Here is a 13868-nt window from a genome sequence, read left to right as displayed (position 1 = left end):
TCCTCTCGGGTCGGTCACTCGGCCGGGGGCTGGCGCTTGGAGCCGGGCGTCCGGTCGACCTGGACGGTCGGCGCGACCTGCTCGATGTGACGGCGGATCGCGGTCAGGGACAGGTCGGGGCGGTAGAGCTTCTCCGGCGGCGCGTTCATCACGTCGACCATCCAGGCGTCCTGGCCGGTGAACTGGCCGTGGAAGAGCCACCGGATCGCGGAGAGGTACTTCGCCTTGAAGATCGACGCCTTCGCGCCGGTCTCGAAGCGCACGATCATCTGCACGTAGCGGACCTGGTCCTCGTTGACCGGCACGTACCACTCGAAGTGGATGAACTCCGGGTAGGCGACGCGCAGCAGGCCGGGCAGCCGGAACGACACGAAGCCCGGGATGTTCAGGCCCTTGATGACCGGGTTGACCCGCTTCCCCTTGCCGGGGGCGTCGGGCAGCGGCATCCGCTTCCACCAGCGCCTGTTGGTCCAGGTGCCGAGACCGGGGAACTCCGCCTCCCAGTGCACCTCGTCCTGGACCCGGATCAGCCAGCCGTCCTCCTCGACGATGCGCGTCATGTTCCACGCGGGCATCACCTTGAACAGGCGCCACAGGGCGGTGTTGTGGAGGTACTTCGCGTGGCCCTCGTCGAAGCCGTTCTCGGCCGCGAAGCGCCAGTTGCCCTCACGGATGTCCCAGCGGCCACCCATCACGAAGTCGTTGTCGAGCAGCTCGTTCGGGATGTCCCGCTCGACCGGCGGCACGTCGTCGCCCTGGGCGTCGCCGACGTAGATCCACACCAGGCCGAGCCGCTGCTCGACGGGGTACGTCGTCACGGAGACCTTGTTGTTGATCGGCGAGTCCGGGCCGTCGGTCAGCGCCGCGCACATCCGGCCGCTGTCGAGCTCGTAGGTCCAGCCGTGGTACGGGCAGCTGATCGTGCCCTCGTACTGGCGCCGGCCCAGCGACAGCGGCACCCCGCGGTGCGGGCAGCGGTCGTGCAGGCCGAAGATCTCGTCCTTCTCGCGGACCAGCACGATCCGCTCGCCCAGCAGCTCGACCGGGACCGGCTTCTTGCCGACCTGCTCGGCCCACATGACCGGGTACCAGTAGTCCCGGAAGCCGAGCTCCGCGTCGTCGTACCGGGGCCACGACGACCAGTCGTTGCCGTGCTCGTTGGAGGTGGACCGGCGCCGCGAGGCGCGACGCCTCCGCTCGGCACCCGGCCGGCGCCCGGCGGGCGGGGCCTCGCCCGGCGCGCGTCGCCGGGCCGCCTTGCGCTCGGGCGCGTCCGTCGTCGACTGCTCGTCCTCGGTGAGGCTCATCGTCGTGTTCCTTCCTTCAGGTTCGGGTGGTTGCCGGACGAGATGTCCGCTAGATGTCGAGGACGAGCTCGGGCGTGCGGGCCCGGGAGACGCAGACCGCCAGAGCCGCGACGTCGCTGTCCCCCGGCGCCCGGAACGAGTCGCGGTGGTCGGGCTCGCCCTGCAGGACGCGCACCTCGCACGAGCCGCATACCCCGTCGCGGCAGGCGTTCGCGACGCTGATCCCGACCGTCTCGAGTGCGTCGAGGATGCTCTCGTCGGCGGCCACGTCGACGGTGACGTCTGACTTCGCGCACCGCACCTTCACCGGCGCGGACACCAGCCCGGAGAGGTCCTTGCCCGCGAATCGCTCGACGTTGAGGGCACCCGCCGGCCAGGCCTCGCACGCGCCCTCGACCGCGTCGATGAGTCCGGTCGGGCCGCAGCAGTACACCGCCGTGCCCTCCTCGGGGTCGGCCAGGATGGCGGCGATGTCGAGTCGTCCGGTCTCGTCCTCCGGCTGGATCAGCACCCGGTCGCCGTGCGCGGCGAGGAGGTCGCGGAAGGCCATCGACGAGCGGGTCCGGCCGCCGTACACCAGCCGCCACGGGACCCGCTCGGCCTCGGCCTGGCGGATCATCGGCAGGATCGGCGTGATGCCGATGCCACCGGCGATGAACAGGTAGCGCTTGGCCGGGACGAGCTCGAAGTGGTTGCGCGGGCCGCCGACCTCCACCAGGTCTCCAGGTCGGGCCTCCTCGTGGACGTAGCTCGAACCGCCCCGCGACTGCGGCTCCGCGAGCACCCCCACGACATAGCGGTCCCGGTCGGCCGGGTCGCCGCACAAGGAGTACTGCCGCACGACGTCGGGCAGGCCGACGTCGATGTGTGCCCCCGGCGTCCACGCGGGCAGGATCCCGCCCTCCGGATCGACGAGCTCGAGACTCAGTACGCCGTCGGCCTCGATCCGCATCGCGCTGATCATCAGGTCCAAGACGCCCTCGTCGTCCCAGTTGGTCATGTCACTACTCCGCTTCTCACCCAACGTTGTCTGGCATGGGCGATCAGCGCGGCGGATGCGGCCGCGGCGATCGCGATGACGTACCAAGCCGGCCCGTAGCGGCCGGGACCGGCCACGGCGGCGAACAGGAGCGGTCCACAGACGCCACCGAGGAAGACGCCGCCCTGGGTCAGGCCGGTGACGGCGGCGATGCTGTGCGGACGCGCCTGCGTGACGCTCAGGTTGAACAGGCCGTTCCAGCCCCAGCCGAGGCCGTAGGCCGCGAGCGCTCCGACCAGGAAGCCCCAGCCCGAGCCGGTGCCCAGCAGCACGTAGCCGAGAGCACCGCCGGCGAGCATGGTCCCGACGGCGCGCAGCGACTCGGCTCCCTCGTGGCGCCCGCCGGACCACGACGCGATCACGCGGGCGACGATGCAGGTCAGGCTGCCGGCGATCTGCACGGCGCCCACCATCTGCGGCGAGACCCCGGCGTGCTGCCCGGTCACGGCCAGGAAGGACGGCAGCGTCGTCGCGGCGATCGAGCCCAGGAAGGCACCGCCGACGAGGGCGGCGACCAGCGGGCGTCCGCCGACGGCCGGGGACACCGGCACGCCACCGTCGGCGAGCGCGCCGACCGGGACGCGGGACACACGGTGCGCGGCGGCGCGGCCGAACGGGATCGCCAGCTGCACCGCCGCCACCAGCGCGGCCACCGCCCAGACCGCGGCCCGCCACGACCCGGTGCCGCCGACGACCGCGAGCAGGGCACCGGCGATCAGGGTCGCCGCGGGAATGGCCGACTGCACCGCGCCGAAGGCGATCGCCCGGGCCCGGCCGGGCCCGATGCCCGAGAGGATCTGGTTGGACGCCGGTTGCACCAGCGAGTTCGGCACGCCGATGAAGGTGAGCGCGACGACCACCCCGGCCGCGTCGCCCGCCAGGGCGACCCCGACCAGGCCCACCGCGCTGCCGAGGGCGGCGAGGCGCAGCGCGACCTGAGGTCCGCACCACGCCACGAATCGCCCCGAGAAGGGCGAGAGCAGCGCGGAGACCGCGTAGTAGCCGGCGACCGCCGTGGCGACGTCACCGGCTCCGAAGGCCATCGTGCGTCCCATCTGGATCGCCAGCGTGCCGACCAGGAACGGCGGCACCGAGACCGCGACGAGCGTGCCGAGCACTCCGACGACGGCGCGTACGCCGGTCGTCGTGCTCGGTTCGATCGTGCTGGTCATGGTGCGGAGTCCTTTCGCCGTACGCTGTACCGTACATTACTCAACGGGACTGCGGAAGGCCATCGCGCGGCCGCGACCGGCGCGCTCCCGGCACGTCGCCACGGTCGGTGACGCTGTCAGCGCAGGTCGGCGAGCAGGCGGGTGAGCGCGCGCGGCGTGAGGCCGTCGGCGAGCTGACCGGGCAGGGCCACCCAGCGCGGATCGTCCGCGAAGAGCGCGCCCAGCTTGCGGGTGACGACGCGGGCCGGATCGACGTCGAGCCGGATCGGCTCGCGATGCCGGACCAGGTCCCCGGACCGCGTGGTCACCGCGAGCTCGACCACGTCGGCCGACGGGGCCGCCACCAGGACGAGATCGCCCGCGAAGGCGGCTGCGGGGTCGGCGGCCCGGAAGTAGCCGACGTCCCGCTCACGCCCCCGGGCGACCGCGCCCACGGAGTAGGCCAGGCTCGCGGCCGCCTCCGGTGGACCGTCCACGTCCCGGTCGGTCGAGATATAGGCCGTCATCGCCGCGGGCAACGCCACCTCGACCACGGACGCGGTGCCGATCGCCGGGCGGTCGGACCGTTCCGCGAGGCTCACCAGACCGCGGATCACTGCCTGCAGCGGGGTCGAGCAGGGGTACTCCTTGTACAACCCCTCGACGATGCGCGGCACGGCGCTCTCGACCGCGCCGCCGACCGCGCCGTCCGTCGGGGCGGCGAAGGCGCGACGGGCCGGGCCGTCGAGGAGTGTCGGCGAGGCACGCAGCCCCGCCGCGGCGCGCACGGCCGCCTGCAGGCCCGCGGCCGCCGCGTCGCCGAGGAGCACATAGTGCCCGTCGGCGAAGACGTCCTCGCTCAGCAGCCCGCCGGCCGACGCCGCGGCGAGGGCGAGTGCCTGGCGGGTCCGCTCCTCGTCGAGGCCGAGCAGGCAGGACGCCGTCATCGCGGCGCCGAGCCGTCCGGCGACGGCGCCGGGCCACCACGAGGCCTGGTAGAGCCGCGGACCACTCAGCAGCCCGGCGACGGCCGCGGTGACCTCGTAGCCGGCGGCGACCGCGGCCAGGAGGTCCGCCCCGGAGGCGTCCGTCCGGGCACCGATCTGCACCGCGAGCGGTACCACCACGGCGCCGGGCACCGTGGCCGACGCGGGGTGCACGGCGTCCAGCTCGTCGACGTGCGCCGCCGTGACGTCGGCGACGAGCGCGTCCGTCCGGCTGCGCTGCGCGCCGGGCGCGGCCAGCGGCGTCCAGCCGCTGTCGGCGGCGACCACGTCCTGGGAGCCGAGCAGCCGGCCCACCGTGGGGTGGTCGGCACCGACCACCAGGCAGGCCAGGGTGTCGACGCTCAGCAGCGCGGCCGCGCGGGCCACTCCCCCCTCGCCCGCACGCGACATGGCGGCGACCGCCGTGCCGCGGCGGGCCAGGGTCTCGAGCGTCGAGCCGGTCATCAGCGCCCGGACGCTCCGAGCACCTCCGCGCCGACCTCCTCGACGAGGTCGCGCGGCAGGTCGTAGGACCCGACGTGCTGGATGAACACCGAGGTCGCACCGGCCTTCTCGACCAGGTCGAGCTTGGCCGCGATCTCGGGGGCGGTGCCGAACAGGCAGAACTCCTGCGCGAACCTCACCGCGTCCGCGTCGCTGATCCACTCGCCGCAGACGTCGACCGCGTGGTCCCAGTCCTCGGCGTGCACGAGATCCGGGTAGACACCCGGGACCTCGGCCGGAACCTCGGCCTCGATGCCGGCGGCCTGCATGGCGGTCCTGCCGCCGCGCTGGGCGATGCCGGCGCAGATCGGCTTGAGGATGCGGGCGTCGCGCTCGATGTCGTCGGTCACCTTGGCATGCGCCGAGACGATGATCTTCACGTCCTCGGGAGCCTTGCCGGCCTCACGAGCACCGGCCTCGACCAGGCCACGCGAGCGGGCGACCGCCGACTCCGAGACCCCGCTGAGCAGGATCGCGCCGTCGGCGATCTCCCCGGCCAGCTGGAGGTTGCGCGGGCCGCTCGCGGCGAGGAGCACCGGCACTCCCGGATGCGGGTCGCGCATCCGGGAGCTGACCGGACCGAAGTCGACCGTGTCGCCGGCGAGGACGGAGCGGATCACGTCCACCCCCGCGCGGAGCTCGGCCTGGCGGCTCGACCGGAGGCCGACCGGGTCGACGGAGCTGTGGCCCACGCCCAGGCCCAGGTCGAAGCGACCGGGCGCGGCCTCTCCGATGGTCCGGGTCAGACCCGCCACGACGCTGGGGTGCCGCGTGACGACGTTGCTGACCGCGGTGCCGATGCGGATCGACTCGGTCTGCAGGGCCACGGCGTACGCCGTGAGGAAGGCGTCGCGCCACAGCATCTGGGAGTCGGGCAGGAAGACCTGCGCGAACCCGAGGTCCTCGGCCCGGCGGGCCAGCCGGGCCACGTCGGTGGCCGGTGCGCAGGGAGGCAGCCGGATGCCGATCGGCAGGCTCATGCGAGCGCGCCACTCCGGCCGAAGAACTCGCGTGCCTCCTTGTTGAAGCGGTCCGCGTGCTCGTGCTGCGGCCAGTGGCCGCACTCACCGTAGATCTCCAGCTCCGAGCCGGCGATCGAGGCGTGCATGCGCTCGGCCTCGGGTACGTCGCCGAACGGGTTCTCGGCACCCCACACGATGCGGGTCGGCGCGGTGATCCGGGCCATCTGCTCGGGAGAGAGCAGGTCCTCGACCCGGTTCTCCATGGTCTGCAGGCACAGCAGCCGCTCGATGCGGGCCACGAACTCGGGGCGGTGGTAGATCGCGTGCCGCACGTCGACGAGCTCGTCGGAGACGTTGGCGGCGTCGAACATGAGGAGCTCGAGGCGCTTGCGGGTGAGCGCGATGTCGTCGCTCTCGACCGCGGCCCGGGTGCTCGTGCGGATCCGCTCCATGACCGGCGGGTTCGCGACGGTGCCACCGGGAGCGACCAGGATCAGGCTGCCGACGCGCTCGGGGTGGTCGGCCGCGAGCCGGCCGGCGACCCAGCCGCCCAGCGACTCGCCGACGAAGTGCGCCTTCGCGATGCCCTGGGCGTCCATGTAGGCGAGCACGTGCTCGACGTACCCCGGGATCCGGTAGTCGGCGTCGGGGCCCTCGGTATAGCCGTGTCCGACCATGTCGACCGCATGGCAGTCGAACTCGTCGGAGAGCACCGTGATGTTGCGGACGAAGGCCTCGAGGTGCCCGCTCGTCCCGTGCAGCATGATGACCGGGTCACCGGCGCCGGCCCGCACGTAGCGGGTGCGGAGCCCGCCCGCGTCGATGAAGCCGTGGCGGTAATCGGTCGTGCTCAGCTGGGTCCACAGGGTCATGCTCGGTCTCCTTCGTCGGTCGGCTCGAACAGAGCCACTGCCATTCCGGTCAGCCATTCGTCCACGGGGGCGTAGGCCAGGGTCGTGCCGCGGCCGGCGCCGACGGCGGCCGTCATGGCGATCCAGGAGCGGACCTCCTGGGCGCCGTTGCCGGCCTCCTTCTCGATCTCGTCGCTCGACTTCGCGATGGTGCGCGACAGGTCGCCCGCGGCGAGCTGCTCGAGGAAGTCCTCGTCGAACGCGGGGTTGATCTGGGCCGGAGCGGCGCGGATGATCTGGCGGCGCCGGACCTCGAACTCCTTCCACTGCTCGCGACCGTTGAGCCACGCCTCCACGAGGAAGCGGTCGTCGTCGGAGAGGGTCTGCGACCAGTCCGGCCAGGGCAGCCGGTGGGAGAGGCCGCCGGAGGCGATGACCACGATCCGCTTGTCCTGTCCGTCGGACTCCAGCGCGGTGCGCAGCGTCCGGCCGATCGCCTCGGCCCGCGCGAGCGGGATCAGCGGCGGCGCGAACATGTTGAGCACGATCGGCACGATCGGCACGTCGAGCCCGGGCACCAGGTGCTGGAGCCCGTGGGTGATGCCGTGGTCCACCGTGAGCCGCAGCGAGAACGCGGGGTCGAACGAGCTGTCGACCAGGGTGTCCACGATGTGCTTCGCCAGGTCCCGGTCGACCGGCAGCGGCCCGGCCGGGGTGTCGGCCTCGCCGGCCCCGATCACCTCGGCGACGCCGACCGTGATCGACGGCATCAGGTCCAGGAAGAGCCCGCGGAAGTGGTTGCTGCCGATGACCACGACGGCGTCCGGCCGCGCGGCCGCGATGGCGTCCGCGGCGCGGCCCAGGCCGTCGCGGAACTCGTGGGCGGCCGGCAGGTGGTCGACCTCGTCCCAGTGCGTGTTCATCAGTGTGCTGTGGGATGCCCCCACGCCCAGCACGATCCGGCTCATGGCACCACTCCTTCATTCGTCCCGTACATCGTACGGTACTAGGGCCGCCACGTCGACAGGCCGATAGCCGAAGGGGTGAAGCCGTTGCACGGGTTCCGCTCCTGCGGGCAGGCCGACACGGCGACCAGCAGGTCACGCTCGGCCCGGAGCTCGATGTGGCCGGCCAGGCTGAGCACCAGGTTCTCGCGGCAGCTGCCGGACTCCGCGGCGCCGTACCGGAAGGCGTTGGTCTCGGCGCTGCAGCGCGGGCCGCTCACCGCCCCTCCCCCGGCCGCACACCGGTGACCGCCTCCAGCACGTGCTCGGCGAGACCCGCGACGGCGTCCAGCTTCCAGCCGTTGCCGGGCAGCGGGTGCGCCTCCCGGTCGAGCTCACGGTCGAGCACCTTCCGCAGCTGGGCGGCGGTCGGCGCGATCCGCCCACACAGCCACTCCTCGGCCTCGACGGCGCGCCACGGCACCGGCGCCACGGCACCGAGCACCAGGCGGGCCTCGGTCCAGGTGCCGGACTCGTCGACGTCCCCCGAGATCACCGCCGAGGCGGTGGCGAAGTCGCCGGTGTACAGGTTGAGCTTGCGGAAGGCGCTGCGCCGGCGTACGGCCGCGGCCGGGACGACGATCTCCACGACGACCTCCCCCGGACGCAGCGCGGTCTCCCCCGGCCCCACGAAGAACTCCTCGATCGTCAGCGTCCGGCGTCCGTCCTCGGCGGCCAGCTCGACGCGGGCGTCCAGCGCGGTCAGCACCGTCGCCAGGTCGGACGGCGTGACCGCCTGGCAGCGGTGCCCGTCGATCACCGCATGCTGGAACCGATGGTCACCCAGGACCGCGTAGCAGGGGCTGGTGACACCGTTGCGCTTGTAGCAGGAGAAGCCGTTGCGGAAGAACCAGCAGCGCTTCTCCTGCACCAGGTTGCCGGCCACGGTCGCCACGTTCCGGATCTGCGCCGAGGCGATGGAGTCGACCGCTTCGGCGAGCACCGGGACCGTCTCTCGGGTGGCCTCGGCGAGCTCGGCCAGGGTCACCGCGGCGCCGATGCGCAGCGCACCGTCCTCGGCCCGGCGCACCCCCCGCAGGGCGAGCACGCTGCGGGTCGAGATCAGCACCGTGGCGGGCGCGGCCTCGCGGCGCCGCTCGACCATGGCGTCGCTGCCGCCGCCGATCACCTGGGCCCCGGCGGCCACCTCGTGCAGCACGGTGCCCAGATCGTCCGGCGCGCTCAGCGAGGTGACGGACTCCGGGTCGGCGACGCCGGTGCCGACGCCGCGGCCGAACCGGGTGCCCCAGTGGTGGAGCACGTGGTGCAGCCCCAGCGGGTACAGCGCCCGCATCAGCGCGATCCACCAGCGGCCGGGCCGCCGCCAGATCCGGTGGCGGCGGCGGCGCCCCTCCTTCTCCGCGAGCGCACTGATCACCTTGTCCGGGGTCAGTGGCAGCTCACGGATGCGGACACCGACCGCGTCCTGCACGGCGTTGGCCAGGGCCGCGCCGGGCGGGATGATCGACATCTCCCCCACGCTCTTGGCGCCGTACGGCCCCGCGGGGTCGTGGGCGTTGACGATGACCGGGCGCACCGACGGCACGTCGGCCGAGCGCGGCATCGCGTAGTGCAGGTAGCTGGTGTTGATGATCCGCCCGCCCTCGCGGACCAGCTCCTCGCCGAGGGCCGCACCGATCCCCATCACTGCCCCGCCCGCGATCTGCCCTTCGACCGCGGTCGGGTTGATCGCCCGGCCGACATCGTGGGCCGCCACGTAGTCGAGCAGCTGGACGGCGCCGGTACGGCGGTCCACCTCGACGTAGGCGCCGTGAGCGGCGTAGGCGTAGGTCGGCGAGAGGTTGGCGGTCGACTTCCCCGGCGCGAGAGGCTCGGTGCCCTCGAGCAGGTAGATCGTCTCGTGGGAGAGCACGCCGTCAACGGCGTCGTCGCTGAGCCGGACGAGGTCGCCGAGCGCGACGGCGTCGTCCGCCCCGACCGCCTGGCCGTCGCGCAGGACGACGTCCTGCGTGCCGAGCTTCGCGCGCGCCAGGTCGCGCAGCCGCTCGGCCACCTCGGAGGCGGCCTTGCCGACGGAGGAGCCGGTCATGTGGGTGCCGCGCGAGGACCAGGCGCCGAGCTCGAAGGGGGTCTGCTCACTGTCCATCGACAGCACCTCGACGTCGGCGAGGTCGACCCCCAGCTCGTCGGCGGCGATCTGCGCCAGGATGGTGCTCTGACCGGTGCCCGCGTCGGAGCCGCCGTACCGGACCCGGACCCGGCCGTCGTCGAAGACGTCGATCGCGGCGTCGCTTCGGTTGGCCAGGTCGTAGGCATAGGCGCCACTCCCGTGGCTGCCGGCGGCGACCCCGACGCCGCGGTCGGGCCGAGGGTCGGCTCGGCGCCGGTCCCAGTCCAGCTCCGTGCGCACCGCGTCGAGACAGTCGGCGAGCCGTGCCGTCGTGACGTCGTAGCCGCACAGCGTCGTCGCGTACTCGCGGTTGACGTTGCGCAGGCGCATCTCGAGCGGGTCCAGCCCGAGGCGGTCGGCGAGCTCGTCCAGCTGCGACTCGGCGGCGAGCGAGACCTGCGGGGTGCCGTAGCCGCGGAACTGCCCGCCGGGCTGGGTGGCGGTGTCGATCAGCCGCGCCTCGATGACCGCGCCGTCCGGCCGGTACATCGACCCCAGGGTGATCGCGCCGACGCGCATCACCGACGGGCCCATGTGGTTGTAGGAGCCGTTGTCGACCCGGATGTCGCTCTCGTAGAGCCGGACCAGGCCGTCGTCGTCGACCGACGTGCGCAGCCAGGTCTCGAACCGGTGCCGCGGCTTGTTGGCCCCCATCTCCTCCTCGCGGGTCAGGCTCAGCAGCACCGGCCGGTTCGCCTTGCGGGCGAGCGCCGCGGCGAGCACCTCGTGCTCGGAGGCCTTGGACTTCGAGCCGAACCCGCCACCGGTGGCGACCTCGCGGAAGATGACCTGGTCGTGCTCGAGCCCGAGGAGCTGCGAGACCTCCTTCCCGATGAACCATGGCGCCTGGGTCGACGTCCACAGCTCCACGGTGCCGTCCGCCTGGTTCCACCGGGCCAGCGTCGTGTTGGTCTCCATGCAGGCGTGCGAGACGCTGGGATAGGCGAAGCGCCCCTCGACGGCGGTGCGCGCGTGCGCGCGTCCGGTCGCCGCGTCGCCCCACTCGGTGGCGAAGAGCACCGAGACGTTGGGCTCGTCGGTCGTGCGCTCGTGCAGCCGGCGCGCACCCGGCGCCGTCGCCTCGGCGAGGGTCAGCGGGGCCTTCCGCGGGCGATACCTGACCCGGATCGCGGCGAGCGCGGCGACCGCCTGGACGTAGGTCTCGGCCGCGACGGCAGCGACCTCCTGTCCGACGTGCCGGACGGTGCCGCGCGCCAGCGGCGGGCGGTCGGAGAGGGGCGCACCACGGTGGACGTAGACCGCGTCCGGGGCGAAGTCGGCCGCGGTGATCACCGCGACCACACCCGGCATCCGCTCGGCGCGCGAGGTGTCCAGGGCCACGATGTCGGCGTAGGGATGGGGCGATCGGAGCACTGCGGCGTGCAGGGCGGGCAGCCGCAGGTCGGCGGCGAAGAGCGTGCTGCCGTCGGTCCGCGCCGCCCAGTCGTGCGGACGCTGGGAGGTGCCGACATAGCTCATCGGTCCACTCCCGCCCGGCGCTCGGCGACGTCGACCACCGCGGCGACGATGGCCTGGTAGCCGGTGCACCGGCAGATGTTGCCCGACATCTGATGCCGGACCTCCTCCGGATCCAGTCCGGCGCGCGGCGCCGCGTCCCGCAGCAGCGCCGTCGCCCGGACGAGCTGGCCAGGGGTGCAGAAGCCGCACTGGAAGGCACCGCGGTCGGCGAACTCCGCTCGCAGGTCGAGGATCTCCTCCGCGAGACCCTCGATCGTCTCGACGTCGCCGGTCACGAGGGCCGCCGGCTGGATGCAGGACATCGTCGCCCTGCCCTCGACCAGGACCGTGCAGGCGCCGCACTCGCCGCGCTCGCAGGCGATCTTGGTCCCGATCAGGCCGACGCGCTCGCGCAGGACAGCCGCGAGGGACTCGGCGCCCCGGACGTCGACCTCGACCTGCTCACCGTTGATCTTCAAGCGGTGCATCCCATCCTCCTCACCGCGACGCGGACGTCGCGACCGGTTGTCCTCAGCGTGCATCTCCGTGCGTCGTACCGGGCATGACGCCCCCTCAGCCGAGCATCTCGTCGCGCGGTGGCCGACGGTGCTCGCGAGCCATCACCAGGTGCCGGGCCAGGCCGAGAGCCGAGGTCTTGACCGCCGCCGCGAGCTGGGGCATCCGGTAGGCCGAGACCGGCACCGAGATCGACATCGCCGCCACGGCGACGCCCTGCACCAGCACGGGCGCCGCCACGCACTCACGACCCACCGTCGCCTCCTCGCGCTCGAACGCCAGACCCGTGGCCCGCACCTCCGCCAGCTCACGCTCCAGCCGCCCCGGGTCGACGATGGACTCGCGGGTGATGGCCCGCAGCGGCCGCGCCAGGTAGTCGGCACGCACGTCCTCGTCGCTGAAGGCCAGCAGTGCCTTGCCGATCCCGGTGCAGCCCAGCGGCAGCCGGCCGCCCACCCGGGACGGCAGACCGAGGTCCGAGTGCCCGTGGATCTTCTCGACATAGACCACGTCGGCACCCTCCCGGACCCCGAGGTGGACGGTCTCGTGCGTCGCCATGAAGAGGTCCTGGAGGAAGGGACGGGCCGCCACCCGGAGCTCCTGTTCCACCGAGACCAGGCTGCTGAGCTCGAACAGCCCGATGCCCAGCTGGTAGCCGCCGTCGTCCTGCGCCAGCAGGCGGTGCTCGACCAGGCTGCCGGCCAGCCGGTGCACCGTCGACAGGGGCAGGGAGGTGCGTCGCGCCAGGTCGGACAGCCGCAGCTGCTGGGCCCCACCGTCGAACGCCCGGAGGATGCTCAGGCACTTCTCCAGCATGTTCGACTGGTCGCGGGCTTCCTTCCGCTCCACGGGATGTTCCCTTCTCTGCGATCCCTCGGGCGGGGACGTGGCGACACCACCGGGTTCGGCGGCCCTGCCGGCCACCGGAAATGTTTCATCTGGGAAAAGTTTCCCGGCCGGGCTCCCATTCCGTTGCCGAGAACTGTACCGTACGTCGTACGCAAGTGCTCGCCGTCACACGCGGCTGACCCCGCAGCCGGACGCGGCCGCGACCCGAAGGGAATGGACAGATGACGACTTCGCTCGAGCCGACACAGGTCGAGGAGCGCGTTCCGCCGCGCACGATCCTCGACGTCAGTGAGCTGCGCAAGAGGTATGCCCCCGACCGGCCCCTGGTCTGCGACGGACTCACGTTCCAGGTGCGGGAGGGCGAGTTCGTCGCCATCATCGGCCCGTCGGGATGCGGCAAGTCGACCCTGCTGCGGATGATGTCCGGCATCCTCAAGCCGACGTCCGGCTCGGTGAGCCTGCACGGACGCACGATCACCAAGCCGCCCCCGGAGATGGCGCTGGTGTTCCAGGACTACACCCGCTCGCTCTACCCGTGGCTCACGGTCGAGCGCAACGTGCGCTTCCCCCTGGCCAGGGACAAGTCCCTCTCCAAGGCGGAGAAGGCCGAGCGGGTCGCGCGCGCCCTCGACAACGTCGGCCTCACCGGCTTCGAGTCCTACCACCCCGGCGCCCTGTCGGGCGGCATGCAGCAGCGCGTCTCGATCGCCCGCGCGCTGGCCTTCCAGCCGCAGATCCTGCTGCTCGACGAGCCGTTCGCCTCGGTCGACGCCCTCACCAAGGAGGGGCTCGAGGACACCCTGCTCGACGTACGCGACCGGATGCAGGGCGCCGGCAACACCATGCTGATGGTCACCCACGACATCGACGAGGCCATCTACCTGGCCGACCGGATCGTGGTGCTGAGCAAGCCGCCCTGCATGGTCGCCGAGGAGCTGGTCATCGACCTGCCGCAGCCGCGCAACCAGATCGAGACGCGCAGCCACCCGGAGTTCCTGCGGATCCGGGCGCACATCCACGACGTCATGGGACTCACCGACCAGCGCCGCGGCGCTGGCGGCTCCCCGGCGACCCACTGAGAAGTCCCTGAAGAGATTAGGAAAGCAGGTC

At 72.6% G+C, this 13868-nt stretch carries 12 protein-coding genes; 1 reads left to right on the top strand and 11 read right to left on the bottom strand.

The window, feature by feature from the left end; all coding sequences use genetic code 11:
• Nucleotides 1–14: 14 nt before the first annotated feature.
• The 11 genes from KVF89_RS17885 to KVF89_RS17835 all read right to left on the bottom strand — a co-directional run bounded on the left by KVF89_RS17885 (nucleotide 15) and on the right by KVF89_RS17835 (nucleotide 12758).
• Entirely contained in the window at nucleotides 15–1307 is a 1293-nt protein-coding gene (locus KVF89_RS17885; protein WP_257427441.1) for a Rieske 2Fe-2S domain-containing protein, read from the bottom strand.
• Between the two features lie 49 nt (nucleotides 1308–1356).
• Nucleotides 1357–2307 carry a PDR/VanB family oxidoreductase gene (locus KVF89_RS17880; RefSeq protein ID WP_257427440.1) on the bottom strand — a complete coding sequence of 317 codons (951 nt, stop codon included), beginning with the start codon at nucleotides 2305–2307 and terminating at the stop codon, nucleotides 1357–1359.
• Complete coding sequence (locus KVF89_RS17875; protein WP_257427439.1) at nucleotides 2304–3518, bottom strand: MFS transporter; 1215 nt, start codon at nucleotides 3516–3518, stop codon at nucleotides 2304–2306. Before KVF89_RS17875 ends, KVF89_RS17880 begins: the two co-directional genes overlap by 4 nt.
• Nucleotides 3519–3634: 116 nt before the next feature.
• Nucleotides 3635–4948 carry an MmgE/PrpD family protein gene (locus tag KVF89_RS17870; protein ID WP_257427438.1) on the bottom strand — a complete coding sequence of 438 codons (1314 nt, stop codon included), beginning with the start codon at nucleotides 4946–4948 and terminating at the stop codon, nucleotides 3635–3637.
• The gene (locus KVF89_RS17865; protein ID WP_257427437.1) at nucleotides 4948–5967 is read right to left on the bottom strand and encodes an LLM class flavin-dependent oxidoreductase; all 1020 of its coding nucleotides are present in this window, start codon (nucleotides 5965–5967) and stop codon (nucleotides 4948–4950) included. Before KVF89_RS17865 ends, KVF89_RS17870 begins: the two co-directional genes overlap by 1 nt.
• Nucleotides 5964–6821 carry an alpha/beta fold hydrolase gene (locus KVF89_RS17860; RefSeq protein WP_257427436.1) on the bottom strand — a complete coding sequence of 286 codons (858 nt, stop codon included), beginning with the start codon at nucleotides 6819–6821 and terminating at the stop codon, nucleotides 5964–5966. Before KVF89_RS17860 ends, KVF89_RS17865 begins: the two co-directional genes overlap by 4 nt.
• Nucleotides 6818–7768 carry a DODA-type extradiol aromatic ring-opening family dioxygenase gene (locus KVF89_RS17855; RefSeq protein ID WP_257427435.1) on the bottom strand — a complete coding sequence of 317 codons (951 nt, stop codon included), beginning with the start codon at nucleotides 7766–7768 and terminating at the stop codon, nucleotides 6818–6820. The genes KVF89_RS17860 and KVF89_RS17855 overlap by 4 nt, the downstream gene beginning before the upstream one ends.
• A gap of 38 nt (nucleotides 7769–7806) precedes the next feature.
• Entirely contained in the window at nucleotides 7807–8025 is a 219-nt protein-coding gene (locus KVF89_RS17850; protein ID WP_257427434.1) for a hypothetical protein, read from the bottom strand.
• Complete coding sequence (locus tag KVF89_RS17845; RefSeq protein WP_257427433.1) at nucleotides 8022–11414, bottom strand: molybdopterin cofactor-binding domain-containing protein; 3393 nt, start codon at nucleotides 11412–11414, stop codon at nucleotides 8022–8024. Before KVF89_RS17845 ends, KVF89_RS17850 begins: the two co-directional genes overlap by 4 nt.
• On the bottom strand, nucleotides 11411–11881 hold the full coding sequence (locus KVF89_RS17840) for a (2Fe-2S)-binding protein (protein ID WP_257427432.1): 471 nt from the start codon (nucleotides 11879–11881) through the stop codon (nucleotides 11411–11413). Before KVF89_RS17840 ends, KVF89_RS17845 begins: the two co-directional genes overlap by 4 nt.
• Nucleotides 11882–11966: 85 nt before the next feature.
• On the bottom strand, nucleotides 11967–12758 hold the full coding sequence (locus KVF89_RS17835; protein WP_257427431.1) for an IclR family transcriptional regulator: 792 nt from the start codon (nucleotides 12756–12758) through the stop codon (nucleotides 11967–11969).
• 221 nt (nucleotides 12759–12979) lie between these two features.
• On the opposite strand from KVF89_RS17835, the gene KVF89_RS17830 reads away from it, so the two are divergent.
• Entirely contained in the window at nucleotides 12980–13837 is an 858-nt protein-coding gene (locus tag KVF89_RS17830) for an ABC transporter ATP-binding protein (protein WP_257427430.1), read from the top strand.
• The last annotated feature ends 31 nt before the right edge of the window (nucleotides 13838–13868 follow it).

It is taken from the genome of Nocardioides carbamazepini (genome assembly GCF_024614185.1).
Taxonomy (GTDB): Bacteria; Actinomycetota; Actinomycetes; order Propionibacteriales; family Nocardioidaceae; genus Nocardioides; species Nocardioides carbamazepini.
The sequence above is the reverse complement of the archived record's forward strand: the minus strand, read 5'-3'. Positions and strand labels throughout refer to the sequence as shown.

Excerpts from the sequence above, each read along its gene's own strand:
- KVF89_RS17885 (WP_257427441.1), bottom strand. The coding sequence starts at position 1,307 with ATGAGCCTCACCGAGGACGAGCAGTCGACGACGGACGCGCCCGAGCGC.
- KVF89_RS17880 (WP_257427440.1), bottom strand. The coding sequence starts at position 2,307 with ATGACCAACTGGGACGACGAGGGCGTCTTGGACCTGATGATCAGCGCG.
- KVF89_RS17875 (WP_257427439.1), bottom strand. The coding sequence starts at position 3,518 with ATGACCAGCACGATCGAACCGAGCACGACGACCGGCGTACGCGCCGTC.
- KVF89_RS17870 (WP_257427438.1), bottom strand. The coding sequence starts at position 4,948 with ATGACCGGCTCGACGCTCGAGACCCTGGCCCGCCGCGGCACGGCGGTC.
- KVF89_RS17865 (WP_257427437.1), bottom strand. The coding sequence starts at position 5,967 with ATGAGCCTGCCGATCGGCATCCGGCTGCCTCCCTGCGCACCGGCCACC.
- KVF89_RS17860 (WP_257427436.1), bottom strand. The coding sequence starts at position 6,821 with ATGACCCTGTGGACCCAGCTGAGCACGACCGATTACCGCCACGGCTTC.
- KVF89_RS17855 (WP_257427435.1), bottom strand. The coding sequence starts at position 7,768 with ATGAGCCGGATCGTGCTGGGCGTGGGGGCATCCCACAGCACACTGATG.
- KVF89_RS17845 (WP_257427433.1), bottom strand. The coding sequence starts at position 11,414 with ATGAGCTATGTCGGCACCTCCCAGCGTCCGCACGACTGGGCGGCGCGG.
- KVF89_RS17840 (WP_257427432.1), bottom strand. The coding sequence starts at position 11,881 with ATGCACCGCTTGAAGATCAACGGTGAGCAGGTCGAGGTCGACGTCCGG.
- KVF89_RS17830 (WP_257427430.1), top strand. The coding sequence starts at position 12,980 with ATGACGACTTCGCTCGAGCCGACACAGGTCGAGGAGCGCGTTCCGCCG.